The 15,863-nt window shown below is 68.5% G+C and carries 16 protein-coding genes; 10 read left to right on the forward strand and 6 right to left on the reverse strand.

The annotated features are described in order from the left end of the window. The first annotated feature begins 40 nt into the window (after positions 1 to 40). The 9 genes from ASE35_RS02770 (at position 41) to ASE35_RS02810 (ending at position 11,055) form a co-directional block, all read left to right on the forward strand. On the forward strand, positions 41 to 1,132 hold the full coding sequence (locus ASE35_RS02770) for an acetylornithine deacetylase (protein ID WP_057162903.1): 1,092 nt from the start codon (positions 41 to 43) through the stop codon (positions 1,130 to 1,132). Then, complete coding sequence (locus ASE35_RS02775) at positions 1,132 to 2,460, forward strand: acetylglutamate kinase (protein ID WP_057162904.1); 1,329 nt, start codon at positions 1,132 to 1,134, stop codon at positions 2,458 to 2,460. The genes ASE35_RS02770 and ASE35_RS02775 overlap by 1 nt, the downstream gene beginning before the upstream one ends. A 1-nt stretch (position 2,461) precedes the next feature. Beyond that, the gene (locus ASE35_RS02780; RefSeq protein WP_057163397.1) at positions 2,462 to 3,082 is read left to right on the forward strand and encodes a GNAT family N-acetyltransferase; all 621 of its coding nucleotides are present in this window, start codon (positions 2,462 to 2,464) and stop codon (positions 3,080 to 3,082) included. Beyond that, positions 3,057 to 4,019: an N-acetyl-gamma-glutamyl-phosphate reductase gene (gene argC / locus ASE35_RS02785; RefSeq protein ID WP_057162905.1), complete on the forward strand. Its 963-nt coding sequence runs from the start codon at positions 3,057 to 3,059 to the stop codon at positions 4,017 to 4,019. The genes ASE35_RS02780 and argC overlap by 26 nt, the downstream gene beginning before the upstream one ends. Positions 4,020 to 4,030: 11 nt before the next feature. Then, on the forward strand, positions 4,031 to 5,320 hold the full coding sequence (gene argH, locus ASE35_RS02790) for an argininosuccinate lyase (RefSeq protein ID WP_057163398.1): 1,290 nt from the start codon (positions 4,031 to 4,033) through the stop codon (positions 5,318 to 5,320). Continuing rightward, positions 5,317 to 6,498, forward strand: coding sequence for a glutamate 5-kinase (gene proB, locus ASE35_RS02795; RefSeq protein WP_057162906.1), 1,182 nt, complete (start codon positions 5,317 to 5,319; stop codon positions 6,496 to 6,498). Before argH ends, proB begins: the two co-directional genes overlap by 4 nt. Continuing rightward, on the forward strand, positions 6,495 to 7,763 hold the full coding sequence (locus ASE35_RS02800) for a glutamate-5-semialdehyde dehydrogenase (protein ID WP_057162907.1): 1,269 nt from the start codon (positions 6,495 to 6,497) through the stop codon (positions 7,761 to 7,763). Before proB ends, ASE35_RS02800 begins: the two co-directional genes overlap by 4 nt. A 91-nt stretch (positions 7,764 to 7,854) precedes the next feature. Then, positions 7,855 to 10,131, forward strand: a complete 2,277-nt coding sequence (locus ASE35_RS02805; RefSeq protein ID WP_057162908.1) for a CocE/NonD family hydrolase — start codon at positions 7,855 to 7,857, stop codon at positions 10,129 to 10,131. 129 nt (positions 10,132 to 10,260) lie between these two features. Next, positions 10,261 to 11,055, forward strand: a complete 795-nt coding sequence (locus ASE35_RS02810; RefSeq protein ID WP_057162909.1) for a class I SAM-dependent methyltransferase — start codon at positions 10,261 to 10,263, stop codon at positions 11,053 to 11,055. Between the two features lie 22 nt (positions 11,056 to 11,077). Here ASE35_RS02810 and ASE35_RS02815 read toward each other — a convergent pair whose 3' ends face one another. Next, a complete protein-coding gene (locus ASE35_RS02815; protein ID WP_157498930.1) occupies positions 11,078 to 11,455 on the reverse strand; it encodes a hypothetical protein in 378 nt (125 codons plus the stop codon). Between the two features lie 304 nt (positions 11,456 to 11,759). On the opposite strand from ASE35_RS02815, the gene ASE35_RS02820 reads away from it, so the two are divergent. After that, on the forward strand, positions 11,760 to 12,542 hold the full coding sequence (locus ASE35_RS02820) for a uracil-DNA glycosylase family protein (RefSeq protein ID WP_057162910.1): 783 nt from the start codon (positions 11,760 to 11,762) through the stop codon (positions 12,540 to 12,542). A 4-nt stretch (positions 12,543 to 12,546) separates the two neighbouring features. Here ASE35_RS02820 and ASE35_RS02825 read toward each other — a convergent pair whose 3' ends face one another. The 5 genes from ASE35_RS02825 to pgaC all read right to left on the reverse strand — a co-directional run bounded on the left by ASE35_RS02825 (position 12,547) and on the right by pgaC (position 15,861). Beyond that, complete coding sequence (locus ASE35_RS02825) at positions 12,547 to 13,161, reverse strand: hypothetical protein (RefSeq protein WP_157489235.1); 615 nt, start codon at positions 13,159 to 13,161, stop codon at positions 12,547 to 12,549. Positions 13,162 to 13,250: 89 nt separating this feature from the next. After that, complete coding sequence (locus tag ASE35_RS02830; RefSeq protein ID WP_056173757.1) at positions 13,251 to 13,589, reverse strand: YciI family protein; 339 nt, start codon at positions 13,587 to 13,589, stop codon at positions 13,251 to 13,253. 23 nt (positions 13,590 to 13,612) lie between these two features. Beyond that, positions 13,613 to 13,921, reverse strand: a complete 309-nt coding sequence (locus ASE35_RS02835; protein WP_056173760.1) for a hypothetical protein — start codon at positions 13,919 to 13,921, stop codon at positions 13,613 to 13,615. Positions 13,922 to 14,089: 168 nt separating this feature from the next. Further along, positions 14,090 to 14,611, reverse strand: a complete 522-nt coding sequence (gene pgaD / locus ASE35_RS02840; RefSeq protein WP_057161213.1) for a poly-beta-1,6-N-acetyl-D-glucosamine biosynthesis protein PgaD — start codon at positions 14,609 to 14,611, stop codon at positions 14,090 to 14,092. Beyond that, complete coding sequence (gene pgaC / locus ASE35_RS02845; RefSeq protein WP_057161212.1) at positions 14,608 to 15,861, reverse strand: poly-beta-1,6-N-acetyl-D-glucosamine synthase; 1,254 nt, start codon at positions 15,859 to 15,861, stop codon at positions 14,608 to 14,610. Before pgaC ends, pgaD begins: the two co-directional genes overlap by 4 nt. Between the last annotated feature and the right edge of the window lie 2 nt (positions 15,862 to 15,863).

Genomic DNA, 15,863 nt, shown 5'->3' on the forward strand with positions numbered 1-15,863 from the left:
CAACCGAACCACCGCACAGACACGACGAGCCACGAACTCCATGCTCCCCGAAGTCCTGAAACACCTCGAAGCCCTGGTGTCCTTCGACACCCGCAACCCGCCGCGCCAGATCGGCACGGGCGGCATCTTCGATTACCTGCGCAACCAGCTCGAAGGTTTCCGCATCGAGGTCGTCGACCACGGCGACGGTGCGGTGTCGATGCTGGCCGTGCGCGGCAATCCGCGGCGCCTGTTCAACGTCCACCTCGACACCGTGCCGTCCTCGCAGCACTGGAGCGCCGACCCGCACCTGCTGCGCGTGACCGACGAACGCGCGATCGGCCTGGGCGCCTGCGACATCAAGGGCGCGGCCGCCGGCTTGCTGGCCGCCGCGGCGGTGAGCTCGGGCGATGCCGCGTTCCTGTTCAGCACCGACGAGGAAGCCAACGATCCGCGTTGCATCGCCGGTTTCCTGGCCACCCAGCATGGCTTCAACGAAGTGATCGTGGCCGAGCCGACCCTGTGCGAAGCGGTGCTCGCGCATCGCGGCATCAGCTCGGTGCTGTTGAAGTTCCGCGGCGTCGCCGGGCACGCGTCCGGCGCCAACGCCATGCAGGCCAGTGCCTTGCACCAGACCATGCGCTGGGGCGGCAAGGCCCTGGACTACGTCGAATCGCAATCGCACCAGCGCTTCGGCGGCTTGACCGGTCTGCGCTTCAACATCGGCCGCGTCGAAGGCGGCATCAAGGCCAACATGATCGCGCCCAGCGCCGAGTTGCGCTTCGGCTTCCGGCCGCTGCCGTCCATGTCCATCGACGGTCTGCACGAAACCTTCGGCACCCTGATCGAAGCCGGCGCGATCGAGCGTTACGAGGAAACCTTCCGCGGCCCCTCGCTGCCCGCGGGCGACGTCGCCACGGCCGAGCAGCGCCGCCTGGAGGCGCGCGACCTTGCCGACGCGCTGGACCTGCCGATCGGCAACGCGGTGGATTTCTGGACCGAGGCCTCGCTGTTCTCGGCCGCCGGCCTGACCGCGATCGTCTACGGCCCCGGCGACATCGCCCAGGCGCATACCGCCGACGAATGGGTGAGCCTGGAGCAACTGGAGCGTTACGCGCGCAGCGTCGCCCGCATCATGGGAGGCAATGCCTGATGGCCATTTCTATGGACGCCCATCTGCAGACCCGTCAGACCATCGTGCGCCTGCTGTCCAGCATGGCCAGCGCGAAGGAGATCTCGCAGTACCTCAAGCGCTTCTCCCAACTCGACGCCAAGCGCTTCGCCGTGGTCAAGGTCGGCGGCGCGGTGCTGCGCGACGACCTGGAGGCGCTGACCTCGTCGCTGGCCTTCCTGCAGGACGTGGGCCTGACCCCGATCGTGATCCACGGCGCCGGCCCGCAGCTGGACGACGAACTGTCGGCGGCCGGCATCGTCAAACAGACCGTCAACGGCCTGCGCGTGACCTCGCCGGAAGCGTTGGCGATCGTACGCCGCGTGTTCCAGTCGCAGAACCTCAAGCTGGTCGAAGCGCTGCAGTCCGGCGACGGCCGCGCGACCTCGATCATCTCCGGCGTGTTCGAGGCCGATTACCTCGACCGCGACACTTACGGCCTGGTCGGCGAAGTGAAGCAGGTCAATCTGGCGCCGATCGAAGCCAGCCTGCAGGCCGGCTCGATCCCGGTGATCGCCAGCCTGGGCGAAACCGCGGGCGGCCAGATCCTCAACGTCAACGCCGATTTCGCCGCCAACGAACTGGTGCAGATGCTGCAGCCGTACAAGATCGTGTTCCTGACCGGCACCGGTGGCCTGCTCGACGACAACGGCCGGGTGATCGATTCGATCAACCTGTCCACCGAATACGAAGACCTGATCCAGCAGCCTTGGATCAACGGCGGCATGCGGGTCAAGATCGAACAGATCAAGGACCTGCTGGACAAGCTGCCGCTGACCTCGTCGGTGTCGATCACCAAGCCGGCCGAGCTGGCCAAGGAACTGTTCACCCATAAGGGCTCGGGCACCCTGGTCCGGCGCGGCGAGCGCGTGCTGCAGGCGCAGCGCTGGGACGAACTGGACCTGGTGCGGCTGCGTTCGCTGATCGAATCGGCGTTCGGCCGCAAGCTGGTCGACGACTATTTCGACAGCACCGTGCTCAAGCGCGCCTACGTCAGCGAGAACTACCGCGCCGCGGTGATCCTGATCGAGGCCGAGGGCCGCACCTACCTGGACAAGTTCGCGGTGCTCGACGACGCCCAGGGCGAAGGCTTGGGGCGCGCGGTGTGGCAGGTCATGCGCGAGCAGAACCCCAGCGTGTTCTGGCGCTCGCGCCACGGCAACCCGGTCAATCCCTTCTATTACTCCGAGTCCGACGGCTGCCTGAAGCAGGAGAAGTGGAAGGTGTTCTGGTACGGCATGCAGGGCTTCGACGAGATCGCCGCCTGCGTCGACTATTCCAGCCGGCGCGCGCCGACCCTGGAGGGCTGAGATGGGCGCGAACCAAGCCTGGAGCGCGCAGCCGCGCCTGAGCGGCGAGCACGTCGCGCTCGAGCCCCTGAGCCTTGCGCACGCCGACGGTCTGCGCGCGGCCCTGGCCGGCGGCGAGCTGGCCCGGCTTTGGTACACCAACGTGCCGGCGCCCGAGGGCGTGGACGCCTACATCGAGGCGGCGTTGGCGATGCGCGACCGCGGCCAGGCCTGGCCCTTCGTGGTGCTGGACGGGCAGGGTGGGGTGGTCGGCAGCACGCGCTACTACGATATGGACGCGCAGGTGCCGCGCCTGCAGATCGGCTACACCTTCTACGCCCCGCGCGTGCAGCGCACCGGCCTGAACACCCAGGCCAAGTGGCTGCTGCTGCGGCACGCTTTCGAAACCATGGGCTGCATCGCCGTGGGCTTGGAGACCAGCTGGTTCAATCTGGCCTCGCGCACGGCCATCGCCCGGCTCGGCGCCAAGCAGGACGGCGTACTGCGCAACCACCGCCGCCATGCCGACGGCAGCCCGCGCGACACGGTCGCGTTTTCGATCATCGATACGGAATGGCAGGCGGTGAAGCGCAACCTGGAGTACAAACTGGCACGCCATGCCACCGGAGCCCAGCATGACTAAGACCGTCGGCATCGTCGGCGCGCGCGGCCACGTCGGCGCGGAACTGATCCGCCTGATCGCCGCGCATCCGGGTTTCGAACTCGGTTTCGTGTCCTCGCGCGAGCGCGAGGGCCAACGCGTGGCCGAGCATTTCCCCGAGGTCGGCGGCGAGCTTCGTTACAGCGCGCCTTCGCACGAGCAGTTGCCCGGCTACGGCGCCGACGCGGTGATCCTGGCCCTGCCCAACGGCAAGGCCGCCGACTGCGTGGCCGCGTTCGACACGGCCGGCGTCGACCCGGTCATCGTCGATCTGTCGGCCGATTACCGTTTCGACGATGGCTGGTACTACGGCCTGCCCGAACTTACCCGCGCGCGCTACGCCGGCCAGCGCCGGATCAGCAACCCGGGCTGCTACGCCACCGCGATGCAGCTGGCGGTCGCGCCCCTGCTGGATCTGCTGGACGGCCCGGTGCAGTGCTTCGGCGTGTCCGGCTATTCGGGCGCGGGCACCACCCCCTCGGACAAGAACGATCCCGACAAGCTGCGCGACAACCTGATGCCGTACGCGCTGACCGGTCACGTGCACGAGCGCGAGGTCACGCGTCAGCTTGACCGCGCGGTCGAGTTCCTGCCGCACGTGGCGCCGCATTTCCGCGGCCTGACCATTACCGTCAATCTGCGCCTGAACCAGGCGCTCACGCGCGAAGCCCTGGTTGCGCGCTATCGCGAACGCTACGCCGGCGAAGCTCTGGTGCGCGTGCTCGATGAGGCGCCGTGGGTCAGTGCGATCGCCGGCCGCCATCATGTCGAGCTGGGCGGTTTCGCCCTGGCCGACGACGGCCGCCGCGCGGTGGTGGTGGCGACCGAAGACAACCTGCTCAAGGGCGCCGCCACCCAGGCGCTGCAGAATCTCAACCTGGCGTTCGGTTACGACGAAACCGCCGGCATCCCCCTTTGAAGGAAGGCTCCATGTCCGATCTGCTCTGGCAAAAACCCGGCGTCAAGGTCGACGCGCGCATCCAGCGTTTCCTCGCCGGCGAGGACGTGATCCTGGATCGCGAGTTCTTCCTGTTCGACATCGAAGCCAGCCGCGCCCACGCGCAAGGCCTGCAGCAGATCGGCATCCTGTCCGCCGACGAGCTGGCCGGGCTGTCGCGCGAGCTCGATACGCTGGCCGCGGACTTCGGCGCGGGCGACTTCGTGCTCGACGAGCGCTACGAGGACGGCCATTCGGCGATCGAATCGCGCCTGATCGAGCGCCTGGGCGATGCCGGCCGCAAGATCCACACCGGCCGCAGCCGCAACGACCAGATCCTGGTCGCCACGCGTTTGTGGTTGAAGGATCGTCTGTCGCGCCTGCACGCGCTGTGCCGCGAAAGCGCGCAGGTCGCGCTGGCGCGCGCCGAAGCCGAAGCCACCCTGCCGCTACCGGGTTACACCCATCTGCAGCGCGCCGTGGTGTCCTCGGCCGGCATGTGGTGGGCGGCCTGGGCGGAAGGTTTCATCGACGACGCGCTGCGCGTGCGCCAGACCCTGGACTGGGTCGACGCCAATCCGCTGGGCAGCGCCGCCGGCTACGGCGTGAACCTGCCGCTGGCGCGCGACCACACCACCCAGGCCCTGGGCTTCGCCCGCCTGCAGGTGTCGGCTGCGTACGCGCAGCTGTCGCGTGGCAAGTTCGAGATGGGCGCGATCGAGGCGCTGTCGTCGGCGCTGCTGGACCTGCGCCGCCTGGCCTGGGACCTGAGCCTGTTCACCAGCGCCGAATTCGATTTCGTCGCCCTGCCGGCCGAGTACACCACCGGCAGCTCGATCATGCCCAACAAGCGCAATCCCGACGTGATCGAGCTGATGCGCGCCAGCTATTCGGCCGCCGCCGCCGCGCGCACCGAGATCGAGCAGTTGCTGTCGCTGCCCTCGGGCTATCACCGCGATCTGCAGTTCTCCAAGGGCGCGATCTTCCACGCCTTCGGCCGCGGACTGGCCGCGCTGGAGCTGCTGCCGGATCTGCTGCGCAATCTGGAATGGAAGCCCGCGCGCCTGCGTGCGGCGCTGGACCCTTCGATGTACGCCACCGACCTGGCGGTCGATCTGGCGCGCGAAGGTCTGCCGTTCCGCGACGCCTACAAGCAGGCCGCCGACCCCGCGCGCTGGGCCCAGGGCGATCCCGAAGCCAGCTTGGCCGCGCGCGTCTCGCCCGGCGCCGCCGCCGATCTGCGCCTGGATAGCCTGCGCCAACGATTGCAGGATCTGACATGAGCACGACGGCAAAGGACTTCGCAGCGCAGCCTTTGCCGTCCTGGCGGCGCGCGGTATTGAAGGTGGGCAGCAGCCTGCTCGCCGGTGCGCCCGACCGGCCGTCCGAAGACGGCCTGGACCCGCGCTATGCCACCGAACTCGCGCATTTCATCGCCCACGCGCGCGCCGAAGGCCGCGAAGTGGTGCTGGTGTCCTCCGGCGCGGTCGCGGCCGGTCGCGGACGCATCAAGACCGGTGGCGACGGCCTGGTGCTGCGCCAGGCGTTGGCCGCGCTGGGCCAGGCCTCGCTGGTCTCGTTCTGGCAGTCGCTGTCGCCCGCGCCGGTGGCGCAGGTGCTGCTGACCCACGACGACCTGCGCCACCGTCGCCGCTATCTCAACGCGCGCGCCGCCTTGCGCGAGCTGCTGCGCCTGGGCGCACTGCCGGTCATCAATGAGAACGACACCGTCGCGGTCGACGAACTCAAGCTGGGCGACAACGACAACCTCGCCGCCGCGGTGGCCTCGCTGGTCGACGCCGATCTGCTGCTGATCGCCACCGACATCGGCGGCCTCTACAGCGGCCACCCGCAGCGCGATCCCGACGCGCGCCCGATCGAGCGCGTGGCCGCGGTGACGCCCGAACTGCTGCAAGCCGCCAGCGGCGGCGCCGGCGCGCTCGGCACCGGCGGCATGCGCACCAAGCTGGAGGCGGGCGCCAAGGCCGCGATGGCCGGCATCGCCACCGCGCTGTTCTGCGGCCGCGACGCCGAGGTCGTGCGCGCGCTCGGCGAGGGTCGTCTGCACGGCACCCTGATCGCCGCGCGCCGCGATCGCGCGCGTGCGCGCAAGCAATGGCTGCGCCACGCGCCCGCCAGCGGCGCGCTGCGCATCGACGCAGGCGCGGTGAGCGCGCTGCAGGCGCGCGGCGCCTCCCTGCTGCCGGGCGGCGTGGTCGAGGTAATGGGCGAGTTCCGGCGCGGCGACGTGCTCGAACTGCGCCCGCACGACGATCCCGCCGCGGCGCCGTTGGCGCGCGGCCTGGCTCAGTACAACGCCGCCGAGACCCGGCGCATCGCCGGCCGTCATAGCCGCGAGATCGAGGCGCTGCTCGGCTTCCGCTACGGCGAGGAAGTGGTGCACCGCGACGACCTGGTGCTGTTGGACGCGCAACTCACCGATCTGGAGACACCGGCATGAGCGGCTACGTGCGCAATCTGGCGCTACAGGCGCGTGCAGCCTCGGCCGCGCTCGCGGCCAGCGATGGCGCGACCCGGCGCCGGCTGATCGAAGCCATGGCCGCGCAGTTGGATGCGCAGTCGGCGCAGGTGCTGGCGGCCAATGCCGAGGATCTTGAACGTGGTCATGCCGCCGGTTTGTCGCCGGCGATGCTGGACCGCCTGCGCCTGGATCCGGCGCGCCTGGCGGCGATCGCCGAGGCCCTGCGCGAAGTCGCGGCCCAGCCCGATCCACTGGGCGAAGTCACCCGCCGCGAGCAACGTCCGAACGGCCTCACGATCGAACGCCAACGCGTACCGCTGGGCCTGATCGCGATGATCTACGAAGCGCGCCCGAACGTGACCGCCGATGCGGCCGCGCTATGCCTGAAGGCAGGCAACGCCGTGCTGCTGCGCGGAGGTTCGGAAGCGCGCGCCAGCAACCGCGCTATCGCCGCCTGCCTGCATGCGGCCTTGCGTGAAGTCGGCCTGCCCGAGGCCGCCGCGACCCTGATCGAGGACACAGCGCGCGAGCACGTGCTGGAACTGCTGCAGCTGTCGGACCTGATCGATCTGGCGATCCCGCGCGGCGGCGAAGGCCTGATCCGTTTCGTCGCCGAACACGCGCGCGTGCCGGTGATCAAGCACTACAAGGGCGTGTGCCATCTCTACGTGGATCGCGCCGCCGACCCGGAGCGCGCGCTGGACTTGCTGATCGACGGCAAGACCTCGCGCCCGGGCGTGTGCAACGCCCTAGAAACCCTGCTGGTGCACGCCGACATCGCGCCGGCCTTCCTGCCGCGCGCGCTCGCGGCTTTGGCCGAGCGCGGCGTCGAGCTGCGCGGCTGCGCGCGCGCGCAGGCGTACTCGGACGCCGTGCAGCCGGCCAGCGAAGCCGACTACGACGCCGAGTATCTGGACCTGATCCTGAGCCTGCGCGTGGTCGACGACCTCGACGCCGCGCTGGCGCACATCGCCCGCCACGGCTCCGACCACACCGAGGTGATCGCCACCGAGGACGCAGCCGCGGCCGAAGCCTTCGTGCGCCGCACCCGCAGCTCGGCGGTGATGGTCAACGCCTCTTCGCGCTTCAACGACGGCGGCCAGCTAGGCCTGGGCGCGGAGATCGGCATCTCGACCACGCGCCTGCACGCCTACGGCCCGATGGGCGTGGAGTCGCTGACCATCGAGCGCTACGTGGTGCGTGGGGCAGGGCAGGTCCGGCACCCGGAGTCGAGACAGGCCTGAGCGCCGGCCGGTCCCTGCCGCCATCGACCTTGTGCGACGATTTGGCAGCCTGGATGCATCCCTTCCAGGAACCGTCACGCCTGGAGGGCGAATGCTGCGACCGATCCTGTGTGCATGCTTGTGGCTGACCGCGTTGCCCGCATTCGCCGATGCCCCCTATGCGTTTCCCGCCGCGGCCGTCGAGGACCGCGCGGCCTTGGACGCCGCGATGCCGATCCTGGCGCGGCAACTGCTGACCGACTATCGCGACGAAGACCGTGCGCGCTACTTGAACAACCGCTTCCGCCTGCAGCTGGTCGCCGGCCAGTACGCGGAAGCCGAGCGCAGCCTGGTCGAGATCCGCACCACTGCGCCAAGCACCGGTCCCGTGCCGGTGCGCCCCAACCTGATTCAGTACGAGCTCTATGCGCGCGCCAAGGCGCTGCAGACGCGCGACGGCACGAGCTTCGAGACGGCGTTCCGGCGTGCGTTCGCCGACGTGGTCGGGGCGATGGACGACCCGACGTCGGCCCTGGCCATGCGAGTGCTGAATCTGGACCCCACCGAAGACGCGCAGGAACGACGCGCGGTGGACGATGCGCTGGCCGCGCAGAAGGGCAAGACCACGATCGAGCGCGACCCCGCCTTGGGCTTGTCGCGGGTCTATCAGATCGAGCAGGTCTATCGGGACCTCAGGCCATTGCTGCCGCGCCTGGTCGCGCAGGACGACCAGCGCCGCTACACGATCCAGCGCGACATCGCGGTGCGCACGCCCGAAGGCGCGACCGTGTGCGCGCTGGTGGTGCGCCAGCGCTCGGCGCCGGCGAAGTCGCCGACGTTGCTCAACTTCACCATCTACGCCAACCCGGTGACGCTGCTCAACGAGGCCCGGCGTTCGGCCGCCCACGGCTACGTCGGCGTCGGCGGCACCAGCCGCGGCAAGGCCTGCAGCCCCGACAAACCCACGCCCTACGAACACGACGGCCGCGACGCCGCGGCGCTGATCGACTGGATCGCGGCCCAGCCCTGGAGCGACGGCCGCGTCGGCATGTACGGCGGCAGCTACGAAGGCTTCACTCAGTGGGCCACGGCCAAGCATCGGCCCAAGGCGCTCAAGGCGCTGATGCCCTCGGTCACTGGCGCGCCGGGCATCGACGTGCCGATGGAAGGCGGCATCACCTACGGCTTTCAGTACTACTGGCCGTTCTATGTCGCCAATAACCGCAGCGTCGACAACGCGGCCATGGAGGACTACGCGCGCTGGCAGCGCATGCAGCGCGAGTGGTATGTGAGCGGGCGCAGCTACCGCGATCTGGAAAAGATCGACGGCGTGCCCAACCCGTTCTACCTGCGCTGGCTGGACCACCCCGACTACGACCGCTACTGGCAGGACATGATCCCGTACCGCGAGGAGTTCGCCGACCTCGACCTCAAGGTGCTCACCACCACCGGCTATTACGACGGCGCCCAGATCGGCGCGCTGTACTACCTGCGCGAGCACTACCGCTACCGCCCGCAGGCCGAGCACTACCTGGTGATCGGCCCCTACAACCACATCAGCGGCCAGCGCGGCACGGTCGCCACCGGCGATTGGCTGCGCGGCTACAAACTGGATCCAGTCGCGCAAATGGATATCGGCGTGCTGCGCTACCAGTGGTTCGACTACGTGTTCAAGGGCGCACCCAAGCCGGCGCTGCTGGCCGACCGCATCAACTACCAGGTGATGGGCGCCAATGTCTGGAAGCACGCTCCTTCGCTGGCCGCGATGGGCGAGCGCCGCCAGCGCTTCCACTTCGGTCCGGCCGGCGAGGGCGATCGCTATCGTTTCCTGACGCAATCGTCGGGGCACGACGCCTACGTGACTCAAACCGTGGACATGCGCGACCGCAGCGACGCCGACCGCAGGGTGCCCGGCGGCGGTATCGTCGATAAAGTCATCGACACCGCCGACAGCCTGGTATTCGTGAGCGAACCCTTCGCCGAGGCCGGCGAATTCAGCGGCCTGTTCTCGGGACATCTCGACCTGGCGGTGAACAAGCGCGACTTCGACTTCAACATCGGCTTGTACGAGCTCAACGCGCAGGGCGAGTACTTCGAGCTGTCGCGCTACCAGTCGCGCGCCAGCTACGTCGCCGACCTGTCGCGTCGCGCCTTGCTCACGCCGGACCAGCGCACCCAACTCGACTTCAGCGCCGGCCGCCTGACCAGCCGCCGCTACGCGGCCGGCAGTCGCCTGGTCGCGGTGGTCAGCGTGCTGCGCAACCCGCAACAGCAGATCAACTACGGCAGCGGCAAGCCGGTGTCCGACGAGACCATCGCCGACGCCGGCGAACCGCTGCGGGTGAAGTGGTACGGCGATGGGTATCTGGAGATTCCGCTCAGCCGTTGAGCGCCGTCCGCATGCGACTCATGGATGGGCCGGGACCGACGCCTTTGTGTGAGGCGTCGCGTCCGGTGCGGGGGGCGGGTGTTAGGGTTTCAACCAGCCCGCGATCGATCGCGAGCGCAGGGAGCCGCCATGCAATCGCCCGACACCACATCGCCGGACCCGCACCCCAAGAGCGTCGGCGGTGCGGTGGACTACGACGCGGAACTGCAGTTGCACGACCGCGTGTTCCGCACCGCCTGCGCCATCGCCGCCCATGAGCGCGTACTGGACATCGGCTGCGGGGCAGGGCAGACCACCCGCGATGCGGCGCGTGCGGCGGCGTCCGGTAGCGCGATGGGCCTCGATATCATGGCCCCGGCGATCGAGAAAGCGCGCGCATTCGCCGCAGCCCAAGGCGTGCGCAACGTACGTTTCGAACACGGCGACGCAGCCACCTATCCGCTCCCATCGCAAGCCTTCGACGTCGCCATCAGCCGCTACGGCACCATGTTCTTCGCCGACCCGCTGGCTGCGTTCCGCAACATACGCAGCGTGCTGACCGAAGACGGCCGTCTCGTCATGATGGTCTGGCAGGCCCGCGAGGCCAACGAGTGGTCCACCGCCGTGCATGGTGCCCACGCCAAATCCACCGCCGCGTTCTCGCTAGCGGACCCGGCGGTCACCGAGCGCCTGCTCGCCGAGGCCGGGTTCGCCCAGGCGACGTTTCAGGACGTACACGAGCCTGTGTACTACGGCGATAGCATCGAGGCCGCCTTGGAATGGATCGGGCAGTTCCAGGCCACCAAGGCCGCCTTGCAATCGCTGGACGTAGCGGCCGCCGCGCGCGAGCGGGCGCGACTGCGCGAAGTCGTCGCGCAGCACTATCGGGACGGAGGCGTGTGGTTCGGCTCGCGGGCGTGGATCGTCAGCGCGGGAGGCCGGTGATGTTGCGAGTCCAGGTGGTCGCCTAGAAGTCGCACCTCAAGCTTCCGTCGATGGTGCGCGTGCTGATCTTGAGCTGGGCTTTGCCCTTCTGCCCGATCAGAGTGAAAGACGGCGGCAGCGAATCGTCGCCAGGGTTGCGAAACGTCAGATCGACGGTCGCCGTCTTTTGGCTGAACTGTTTCAGGGTGTACTGCTTCGACGACAAGGTAATCAGATCGCCGGAGCCCAAGGTCGTCGAGCTGAAGACGACCATCGGGTCGATGTCGGTGTAGCCGATGAACTCCACCTCGTAGTATTGCGGCGATTCGCCGCCGGTGAAACGGCAGGCGGTCTGTGAGGCAGTGGCGGGCTGGCCGAAGAGGGCCAATAGGGCGGTAGCGAGAACTATCCTTGGTCTCATGGGGCGGTTCCTGATGGGGCGTGCCGCAATGCGGCTTCGGCGGGCGAAGAACTGCTAAGCCGCGATCGCTGGGATGCCGCCCAGGCTAGCTTTGTACACGTGCGTGAGCGGTCGGCGGTCGCGGCCGATCTATGAGGCCTAAGCCACTGAACTTATGCAAGCTGGATGCGGCGAGCCGGTGGAGGCGGGGTCGGAACCGGTGCGCGGCCTTGCGCGGCAGCCTTCAGTCCCGCCCCGACCATGGCCGCCGACCAGGAAAGACCGCGTTCCTAGATAGCGACGGCGCTAAGCCAGGGAGTCAAGCATGAACACGGACCCGTTCGATACCGGCCCTACGGGCAAATTCCGCACGCTGTGCCAGAAGTATCCCGACGACACGGTGTATCGGGGCGCGGACGGTTTTCGTTCGCTGTGGGGACCGATCTTCTACCGCGGCCGTGCCAATGGCACTGCGCGTCTGTTGGTCATCGGCCAGGACCCGGCGCAGACCGAGGCATTTACGCGCCGGATTCTGTCGGGACAGGCCGGGCGGCGCGTGCAGGGCTTCGTCGAGAAGCTGGGCTACACGCGCAGCTATCTGATGATCAACGCCTTCGTGTACGGCATCTTCAACCAGAACATGGCGATGCCGCACCTCAACGATCCGGAGATTCAGGCCTATCGTCATCAGTGGCTGGAGGCGGCGTTCGCGAAGGGCAAGATCGAAGCGGTGGTGACCTTCGGCAACGCCGCGTTCAATGCCTGGACCGCGTTCAAGGCGACGCCGGCCGGGCAGGCGGTGACGGCCTTCCATCAGAAGGCGCTGCACCCTACGGCCGACAAGCCCGGTGGGCCAATCACGCGCAAGGACCTGCTCGATAACTGGAATGTCGCCCTGAACAAGCTGCGCCCGCACATCCAGAACCCGGACGTAAGCAAGCCCCTGGTTCCCTACGGCAACGACTTCACCGCGGCCGAGCTGCCGGCGATTCCCAGCCGCGACTTCCCGATGGGCCTACAGCCCTGGATGCGCAACACGGACTTCTGGGCGGGCATGTCGGACCCACCCGGCACCGAGCGGGCCAACATCTCCATCGTGGTCCCGTAAGCGCTCAGGCCACCACCGAGGGATCGGCGACTTCGATCACCCGCGGCGTGTCGCCCAAGGCATTCGGGGCGCACCAGACGCGCGCCTGCGCGCCTACACCGGGAACTTGGGTTTGCAGCAGATACTCGCGCGAGTGCTCGGGATGCCACTGGCCGCTAATCGGCCGGTCGCCGGGGATCTGCACGACGAGCGCGAACGAAGCGACCGCACCGTCTTCGGCGAGCGTCCAGCGCCGCTCGCTCACCCGGCCGGTCGTCGCGATCGCGTTGGGCCCCATTGCGCGCCAAGCCGCTTGCAGCCGAGCTTCGTGCTTCGCCTGCCGGATCGAAGCGATCAACAGCGCCCACAGCGCGGCCGTGAGCCCGCCGATCATGACGGTGAAGATGAGGTTGAACCAAGCGCCGGGCGTGTCGCTGGTCCAGAGCAGATGCAGGGCCCAGGCGGCGCCGGCCGATGCGATCGCGTTCATGAGCGCGAACGACCTGCGCCCGGCGACGCTCATGCGACGTGGGAGTCTTAAAGCCTTCGGCGCCCGCTCCAGCGATGATGCCGCTTCGAGCCGCGGCAAGAGATGGATGACATGGCCGTCGGCGTAGTCGTGCGTGCTGGGCGTCGGCATGCGCGCATGGTAGTGCGCCTTGTCGGATTCGGGCTAGCGTTCGCCGGCAGGGAGCCGCAGGGCCGGCGAGGCGACGACCGACGCCGCGATCAGGACTCCGGGTTGTACATGATCTCGCGCACTTCCTGGGCGCAACGGCAGGACGCGGCGAGCTTGGCCGCCCACTGCAGCGCCTCGTCCCGCGAGGGCACTTCGATGATCGAAAAGCCGCCGATCACCGCCTTGGTTTCCGGGTAGGGGCCGGCGGAGACCGAGCCGTCGCTGGCTACGATGCTGGCCTGTTGGCTCAGAAGCCCGCCGCCGAAGATCCAGACCCCGGCGGCCTTGGCTTCGCGCACCACGGCGTGCGAGGCCTCGGATACCGCGGGCAAATCGGCTTCAGGAATCGTCATCGTTCCGTCATCGAACGAGATCAGGTATCGCATCATCTCCACTCTCCCGTGATTGGCGGTCAGGACACTTGCGGTTTGTCGGCGCGTGCACGGCGCACCACGAAACGCCGAGCCAGCCAGGTGAGCAGCACCAGCACGGCGGGGCAGGCCCAGCCGAAAGCGGCGGCGATGGCGACGTTGTCGTCTGCCGCCGGGGCCGGATCCTGAGCGGCGAACGCATAGGCCAGATTGAGCGCCCAGCCCAGCGCGACCGCGATGCCCGCCGCGACCAGGCCGTGCAGGCGCGTGCGCGATCGCAACAGCCAGAACGCGACTACCGGCAACGCCAGCGCCGCGAGCAGGAGTGCGAGGACTGCGTAGTGGTCCATGAGCTATCCGCCGAATCCAGCGATAGCGGGATTCTGGGTATCGCGGGGCGCGGCCGTCAATCCGGCCTCGCGGCGCGGTGAGGGCGTTACAGAAGCGGCGCGACCCACGGCCGCACACCGACGTCACGGGCCGTCGCATGGGCGCGGTTCGCGCCGCTCCTGCAAGCCTTAAGCGGGAACCGGTTCCTCGGTGGGCGCAAGCACCGCGCGCACGCCGCGCGGGATCGCCTGGGCGTCCATGTTCAGCACGACGACGCGGCCGGCGTTGAGGGCCGCGCCGATCTCGATGTCGGCGCCCAAAGCGCGCGCGATGTCGTCCAGCGGCGCGCTGGGCGGCGCGCCGCGGCGGTCCTTGCCGGAGAAGCGCCATCGGTTGTACTCGGCCCAGGCGATCAGCAGCACGGTCGCGCACAACGCCAGGGTCGGCAGCGCGATCAGCAGGAAGGGCTCGACCCGGTGCTCGCGCATGTACAGCTCGAAGTAGGCGTTGCGGATGCCCAGCACCCACAGCAGGAAGGTGATCACCGGCATCCACAGGTACACGTACATGCCCCAGAACACCGCGGTCACGAAGCCCCACGCGGTGCGGCGCAGGCGCGGTTGGGCGCGCCGCTTCTGGATTAGGCGCGAATCGTATTTGGCCGTGCTCTGGCGGCCGGCCGGGTCGCGGCCAGGCTGGGTGGTGCTCATCGGATTCCCCTGTCAGGACTGACCCAGGTCGCGCGCGTGCCGCGGCGCTTGAGCAGCGCCTTGGGCAACGCGGTGACCGTGGTCGCGAAACTCAACAACCAGTACGCCATCGGGTACCAGATCATCCAGTAGTAGTTGCGGCCGACACCGGTCTCGTAGCGGCGGTCGATGATGATGCTGGCCGCGAACTGCAGCAGGCAGACCATCGCCAGGATCATGCCGTGCCAGGACGGCAGCAGACTGCGGATGGTCAGCTCCGGCGGCAGCGGCAGGAACAGGCCCAAGGCCCACAGCAGCAGGATGAAGGCCATGGTGTAGGCCCAGACCACGCTGAGCATGTATTCGGCCATCACCGCCCACATGCGGCGCTTGCGCCAGGACAGCAGGTCGCGGCTGTGGCGCAGCAGCACTTCGACGCCGCCCTGGGCCCAGCGCAGGCGCTGGCGCCACAGGCCCTTGAGCGTTTCCGGCATCAGGATGAAGCACAGCGCGTTGGGTTCGTAACGGATGTCCCAGTGGTCCATCTGCAGGCGCCAGCTGATGTCGATGTCCTCGGTCACCATGTTGTCGGACCAGTAACCGATCCGGTGCAGGGCGGTACGCCGGAACGCGCAGATCACGCCCGAGACGGTGAACAAGCGGCCGTACACGCGCTGGGCGCGCTTGATCATGCCGATGATCGAGGAGAACTCGCCCACTTGCAGGCGACCGAGCAGGGTGGAGCGGTTGCGGATGCGCGGGTTGCCGGTGACCGCGCCCACGCGTTGGCCCGAGGCCAGGTGCCAGACCATCCAATGGGTCGCGTACTCGTCCAGCAGGGCGTCGCCGTCGATGCAGACCAGGTACTCCGAGCGCGCGGCCAGCGCGCCCATGCGCATGGCGTTGGCCTTGCCCAGGTTGCGGTCGAGGTGGATCACGCGCAGGCGCGGGTACTGTTGGGCCAGCGCGTTGAGCTTCTCGGCGGTGTCGTCGCGGCTGCCGTCGTTGATGGCGATGACTTCGAAATCCGGATAGCGCTGCGCCATCGCCGCGCCGATGGTCTCGTGGACGTTGTCGCCCTCGTTGTGGCAGGGGATCAGGATCGACACCAGCGGGGTGTCCGCCAGCGGCGGCGGATCGGTGCGCGGGCGCTCGTGGCGCTCGCGGCGCAGGTAGTAGTACAGCCCGCCCGAGATCCAGAAGAACGACATCACGATCGGATAGAAGAACGCGAACTCGAACAGCAGGTAGAGGAGACGATGCATGATCATCG

This window comes from Lysobacter sp. Root916 (assembly GCF_001429785.1).
Taxonomy (GTDB): Bacteria; Pseudomonadota; Gammaproteobacteria; order Xanthomonadales; family Xanthomonadaceae; genus Lysobacter.